The organism is uncultured Faecalibacterium sp. (assembly GCF_900066275.1).
Taxonomy (GTDB): domain Bacteria; phylum Bacillota; class Clostridia; order Oscillospirales; family Ruminococcaceae; genus Faecalibacterium; species Faecalibacterium taiwanense.
This window is the reverse complement of sequence record NZ_FMFG01000002.1, coordinates 1-6,629: the sequence shown is the minus strand read 5'-3', so window position 1 is coordinate 6,629 and position 6,629 is coordinate 1. Positions and strand designations below refer to the sequence as shown.

The window sequence follows — 6,629 nt, the reverse complement described above, 5'->3', positions numbered from 1 at the left end:
AGTGCAAAATGACGCAGGAATTTGTTGCTGAAACGATTGGTGTTAGCAGGCAGGCTGTTTCAAAATGGGAAAATGGAACATCTGACCCTTCCACATCAAATCTTTTTGCACTTGCAAAACTTTACGGTGTTTCTGTTGAAGAATTACTAAAAGAAGTTGAATAATCTTCATACAGATATTTTATTTCATCTTCGAGCCATCCTGACCCGAACTTTCAAAACTGAATACCAGCCGCCCACCGGCACCACCGAGCAGGAAATCATTGAACGGTTTCCTGCTTTTCTTTTACCCAAAATGCGGTGGCAAACCACCACCTCATCCAATCACCCACAGGAAGGAGGAAGCCGTTATGCCCTGTCCCCACCACGATATAAAAATCGTCCAGCGCAGCAACCGCCAGTCAGCCGTAGCCGCCGCAGCTTACCAGAGCGGCGAACGGCTGTTTTCTGAGTACGACCAGAAGCAGAAATACTATTCCGAGAAACGAGGAATTGTCCACACGGAAATCATGCTGCCGCCCCACGCACCGCCGGAGTACGCAGACCGCAACATCTTGTGGAACGCTGCCGAGACACAAGAAAAACAATGGAACTCCCAGCTTGCCCGCAGGATCGTACTTGCCATACCGAGGGAAATCCCCTCGGAGCAACACGCCGACCTGATCCGGGACTATTGCCGGGAGTTTTTTGTTTCCAAAGGCATGATTGCCGATTTTGCCATTCACGATAAGGGGGACGGGAATCCCCACGCCCACATCTTGCTGACCATGCGGGCAATGGACGAAACCGGGAAATGGCTTCCCAAGAGCCGGAAGGTTTATGACCTTGACAAGAACGGCGAGCGTATCCGGCTCCCGTCCGGGAACTGGAAAAGCCACAAGGAGGACACCGTAGACTGGAACGACCAGAAGTACGCCGAGATATGGCGGCAGGGCTGGGCGGCTATCGCCAATCGCTATCTGGAAGCCAATGACCGCCCGGAACGCCTTGACCTTCGTTCCTATGAACGGCAGGGGCTTGATAAAATCCCCACCGTCCACATGGGGCCAGCGGTCAGCCAGATGGAGAAACGAGGGATACAGACCAACATCGGCAATCTCAACCGGGATATTACCGCTGCCAACCGGCTTATGCAGTCCATCCGTCAGATGGTGCGTCACCTGAAAGGCTGGATCGCAGACCTGAAGGAGAAAAAAGTCGCCCTGCTGGAAGCCTTGCAGGAAGCGAAGGAACCCACCCTGCCGGAGCTGCTGGGCAAATATCTGGATTTGCGCCGGGAGGAGCGCACCAGCTGGACGAGCAAAGGCCAGCTCAAAGGCACTGTGAACGACTTCAACAAGGTCATGGACGCTATCCGCTATCTGCGGGAAAAAGAGCTGTCCACCGTGGAGAGTTTGGACACCTATCTGGATACCGTCAGCGGGCAGGCCGTTTCTATCCGGGCAGAGATGAAGCCGAAGGAAAAGCGCATGAAAGAGATCGACACCATGCTTTCCCATATCGCCAACTTTGAAGCCCACAAGGCAGTTCATACAGAATATGCCGCCATCCGGTTTAAGAAGCCAAAGGAACAGTTTGCCGCCGCCCATCGGGGCGAGCTGGACGCATACAATGCCGCTGTCCGCTATTTCAAGGTGCATTTGGAGGGAACCAAGTACAGCACCAAGAAATTGAACGAGGAACGGACACAGCTTGCCGGAGAGGTGGCCGAGTACAGAGAACGCCTGTCAGCGGTGCAGGAGGATGTGAAGATTCTCCGGGATGTGCGCCACTGGCTCAATCAGGTGCTTCCGTCCGAGCAGTACCGCCAGACAGCCGAACCGGGCAAGAAACCGTCCATCCAGCAGGCAGTCAAAGGCAGGGCGCAGCGTATCCGGGAGGAACAGGGCGAGAAACGCCAGCAGCCCCGCACAGAGAAAAAACAGGATATGGAACTTTAACAGGCGCTTGCCATTTTCTTTTCGAGAATGACAGACGCTTTTCTTATTTTCAAGAGGATTTAGTTGAATGTATTTGAAGCTGTCAAGCAGTCTGTTACCACCCGGCAGGCTGCCGAGCATTTCGGAATCCGGGTGGGACGAAACGGGATGTGCGTCTGTCCCTTCCATGCCGACAAAAACCCAAGCATGAAGGTTGACCGGCGCTTTCACTGTTTCGGCTGTCAGGCAGACGGGGATGTGATCGACTTTGTTTCCCGTCTGGAAGCTGTCAGCCCCAAGGAAGCCGCCCTCATACTGGCACAGGCGTTTTCTGTCCCCTATGAGAACAGGGAGCCGCCCCACAGGAGCCAGAGGAACCCCCGGCAGGAAACCCCTGAACAGCGGTTCCGCCGTATGGAGCGTTACTGCTTCCGGGTGCTGTGTGATTACCGAAACCTGCTGTGCCGCTGGAAACGGGATTATGCCCCCAAGACGCCAGACGAGGATTTCCACCCGCTCTTTGTGGAAGCCCTGCAAAAGCAGGACTATGTGGACTATCTGCTGGATGTGCTGCTCTCCCCGGACATGGAGGAACGGGCAGCCCTTATCATCGACTGTGGAAAGGAAGTGAGCAATCTTGAAAGACGAATGGCAGAGCTTGCCGCCGGAGATACGGCAGGCCGCAGAACAGACCATGCAAGAATCACCGCCGCCCCGGAGCGTTGAGGAAGTCAAAGCCATGCTGGAAAGCACCGAGAAAGGCGGCGTCCGCAACAGTATCCGAAACTGCCTGACCGTCTTTCAGAATGACCCGCTGCTTTCCGGGGCAATCGCCAAAAATCTCTTGACCGAGCGCACCGACATCATTAAGCCCATCGGCTACAACCGTACCGGCACCGCTATCACGGACACGGATATGAACTATCTGCTCCTGTATCTGGAAGAAACCTATGGGCTGACCAGCGAAAAGAAGATTGCCGCTGCCATCGGGATCGTTGCCAATGAAAACGGCTATCACCCCATCCGGGACTACCTGAACGGCCTTTCATGGGACGGAACCGAGCGTATCCGTACCTGCCTGCACCACTTTTTAGGAGCCGACAGCGACCCGTACACCTATGAAGCCCTGCGGCTGTTCCTGCTGGGAGCCATCCACCGGGCATTTCATCCCGGCTGCAAGTTTGAGGTCATGCTCTGTCTGGTGGGCGGTCAGGGAGCCGGAAAATCCACCTTTTTCCGGCTGCTGGCTGTGAAAGACGAGTGGTTTTCCGATGACCTTCGCAAGCTGGACGATGACAATGTGTACCGCAAGCTGCAAGGCCACTGGATTATTGAGATGTCGGAGATGATCGCCACCGCAAACGCCAAGAGCATTGAGGAAATCAAGTCTTTTTTGAGCCGACAGAAGGAGGTCTATAAAATCCCATACGAAACCCACCCGGAGGACAGGCTGCGGCAATGCGTGTTCGGCGGCACTTCCAATGCCCTGGACTTCCTGCCCCTTGACCGTTCCGGCAACCGGCGCTTTCTGCCGGTCATGGTGTACCCGGAACAGGCGGAAGTTCACATTCTGGACGATGAAGCCGCTTCCAGAGCCTACATGGAGCAGCTATGGGCGGAAGCCATGACCATTTACCGCAGTGGGGATTTTAAGCTGTCTTTCAGCCCCGAAATGGTGCGCTATCTCAAAGAACACCAGCGGGATTTCATGCCGGAGGACACCAAGGCCGGGATGATCCAAGCCTACCTTGACCGCTATACCGGCAGCATAGTGTGTTCCAAGCAGCTTTTCCGGGAAGCCCTGAACCACCCCTTTGACGAGCCGAAGCAATGGGAAATCCGGGAGGTCAACGACATTATGAACCATTGTGTCACAGGCTGGCACTACTTTTCCAATCCCCGGATGTTCCCGGAATACGGCAGGCAAAAGGGCTGGGAGCGTGAAGCCCCGGCAACGGATACCAGCAACGGAGCCGAAAAAATTCCGGAGGGATTTGTGGAGGTCACAGAGCAGATGGAGCTTCCTTTCTGAAAATCCCACCTCGTTGCCGACTTTGTTGCACTCCCGTTGCCGGGCTGGTTGCCGGGGAAAGCCCCGTAATTGCGGGCTTTTTCCCCTATCAGCAACCAAAGCAACAGAAAAATAAAAGAAAATATAAATTGTAACCAAACCGCCAGACAGAGATGGTTTTGAGGTTTTTTGAAGCCCGTTGCCGGACTTCGTTGCCGACCTTCTCCTTGTCTGGCTATTCTATTATGGAGGATAACTGCCTATGGCAAAAACGAAAACAGAGATTCATGTTACCACAGTTTTTGACGGTGAGCTGGACGCAGCGGATGTCTTTGTGAGCCTGATTGCCCAAAAATATGGGCAGAATACCGGGAAGGAAAATCTTGCGAAAACACAAGATTTAGGATATAATAAAGACGAGGTTCAGAAGAACCGTGTTCCGTCTGGATTGTGCGGGTAAACGGTTATGATGAACGGATATGAATACACAGGCATGGACGCAATTCTGGCGGGCAGCTTCCGGGTGGCCATCTATTGCAGGCTTTCCAAAGACGATGACCTTGACGGGGAGAGCGCCAGTATTGCCAACCAGCGGGATATGCTGGAAAGCTACTGCGAAAAGCAGGGATGGGAGGTTGTGGCAGTCTATCAGGACGATGGCTACACGGGGCTGAACATGGAGCGCCCCGACCTGAAACGGATGTTAAAAGCCATCGAGCGCAGGCAGATAAATCTTGTGATAACGAAAGATTTATCGAGGTTGGGCCGAAATTACTTGCAGACCGGCACACTGATCGAGGACTTCTTCCCCCGTCACGGCGTCCGCTATATCGCCATGAATGACGGTATCGACACCATGCGGGACAACAACGACATTGCGCCGTTCAAGAACATCCTGAATGAGATGTACAGCAAGGATATTTCCAAGAAGGTACATTCCTCGTATCTTCTGAAAGCCCAGCAAGGTCAGTTTACCGGCTGTGTGGCTCCCTTTGGGTATCGGAAAGACCCAGAGGACAAAAACCACCTGCTGGTGGACGAGGAAACCGCCCCCATTGTCCGGCAAATCTTCCTTTGGGCGCTGGAAGGACACGGCCCCAACTTCATCCGGCGCAGGCTGGAAGAACAGAAGGTGCCTTGCCCTACATGGTGGAACCGGGAACGGGGCTTCCGCAATGTCCGCACCAAATGGGAAAAGAAAGACCCGGAAAACGGGCGGTATATGTGGGACTTCTCTGTGATAAAAGACATCCTGATGAATCCCGTTTATACTGGGGCGATAGCTTCCCAAAAGAAGGACTACCGCTTCAAAATTGGAACCATTGGCGAGAAGAAGCCGCAGGACTGGATTGTGGTGGAGGAACGGCACGAACCGTTGATTGACAGCAAAAGTTTTGCCATCGTGCAGGACAAGCTGAAATCCCGCCAGCGCCCCCGGCAGGACGGGGAAACCAGCCTGTTTGCCGGGCTTATCAAGTGCGGCGAGTGCGGCAAGTCGTTGACCATCCGCACCACCCACGCCAAGCACCCGCAGCAGATTTACGCCTGTAAGACCTATGGGGCGTTTGGCAAGAACTATTGCACCCAGCACCGGGTGGAGTACGACACCCTTTACCACCTTGTCCTGAACAAAATCCGGGATTGCGCCAAGGCTGCCCTGACCGATGGGGAAACCATTGCCGGGAAGCTGACCGACACCTGCGAAGCCGAACAGAAAGGCCAACGGGAAGCGTTGGAGCGTTCCCTGACAAAAGACGAGGAACGGATTGAGGTGCTGGAAAAGATGGTGCTGCGGCTCTATGAGGACATGGTTGCCAGGCGGATCAGCGAAGCCAACTTCAATCTCATGCTGGACAAGACGCAGAAGGAACAGGCCGAGTTGAAAGAACGGGTTGCACAGGGACGCAAGAAGCTGGCTGATGAAATGCGGCTGGCGATGGACGCCAAACAATGGGTGGACGCCATTCAGGAATATGCCGACATCACGGAGTTGGACGCCGCCACCTTAAACCGCCTGATTAAAGAAATCGTTGTCCATGAACACATCGACAGCGATAAGACACGACACATTTCTATCGAAATTCACTTCAATCTCAAACCCATCCCGGAGGTGGAACAGGTCAAGGGCTGACCTGTCCCCTCCGGGGCGGTTCTAAAACAATTCCATATATTTTTTGACACGCCGCCGCCTGCCATCGAGCAAGGTTTTACTCCTATTTGGGGATAAAACAGCTCATGGCTGGCGGCGGCGTTGCTCTGGTGGGCATCACCCTGATTCCTCTGCTGTCTGGTCTGTTCGGCTAAGAGCCGCAGGCGGGTCTTCCCGCCTGTACATACGCAATCGCTCTATCTCTGCTGTGGATAACAGCTCTTTATAATAAGGAAAGCATTGCGGTACGAATCTCCACCTATCAACGAAAGGAAGTGTTTTTTATGCAGTTTTTGACCCACATTATTTTTCTCCTGAACCTTCTCAAGACCCTCATCAACCACTTCAGCTAAGGACGGTGACTGCTGAATGGAAACCGTTCTCAAAGCCATTGCCGACTGGATCAAAGGCATCCTGACGGCAGGCATTATGTCAAATCTCAGCGGCCTGTTCGATGATGTGAACACGCAGGTGGGAAACATCGCACAGCAGGTGGGCACCAAGCCCTCCAGCTTTGAGCCGAGAGTGTTCGCCATGATCGAAGCCCTCTC

The 6,629-nt window shown here is 53.9% G+C and carries 7 protein-coding genes and 1 pseudogene; all 8 read left to right on the top strand.

Going from position 1 to position 6,629, the window contains the following annotated elements:
- Positions 1–164 (top strand): helix-turn-helix transcriptional regulator (locus QZL71_RS00915; protein ID WP_294647476.1); only part of this gene is annotated, 164 nt, incomplete at its 5' end.
- 185 nt (positions 165–349) lie between these two features.
- On the top strand, positions 350–1,939 hold the full coding sequence (mobQ, locus tag QZL71_RS00910) for a MobQ family relaxase (RefSeq protein ID WP_055262361.1): 1,590 nt from the start codon (positions 350–352) through the stop codon (positions 1,937–1,939).
- A 63-nt stretch (positions 1,940–2,002) separates the two neighbouring features.
- Positions 2,003–2,644: a CHC2 zinc finger domain-containing protein gene (locus QZL71_RS00905; protein WP_055262359.1), complete on the top strand. Its 642-nt coding sequence runs from the start codon at positions 2,003–2,005 to the stop codon at positions 2,642–2,644.
- A gap of 13 nt (positions 2,645–2,657) precedes the next feature.
- A complete protein-coding gene (locus QZL71_RS00900; RefSeq protein ID WP_015536492.1) occupies positions 2,658–3,950 on the top strand; it encodes a virulence-associated E family protein in 1,293 nt (430 codons plus the stop codon).
- 241 nt (positions 3,951–4,191) lie between these two features.
- Entirely contained in the window at positions 4,192–4,389 is a 198-nt protein-coding gene (locus QZL71_RS00895; protein WP_015536493.1) for a hypothetical protein, read from the top strand.
- Positions 4,390–4,395: 6 nt separating this feature from the next.
- Positions 4,396–6,060, top strand: coding sequence for a recombinase family protein (locus QZL71_RS00890; protein WP_294647369.1), 1,665 nt, complete (start codon positions 4,396–4,398; stop codon positions 6,058–6,060).
- 89 nt (positions 6,061–6,149) lie between these two features.
- Positions 6,150–6,233: pseudogene (locus QZL71_RS00885) on the top strand (Maff2 family mobile element protein); the annotation flags it as partial.
- A 214-nt stretch (positions 6,234–6,447) separates the two neighbouring features.
- On the top strand, positions 6,448–6,629 hold a 182-nt coding region (locus QZL71_RS00880), incomplete at its 3' end, for a VirB6/TrbL-like conjugal transfer protein, CD1112 family (RefSeq protein ID WP_294647368.1).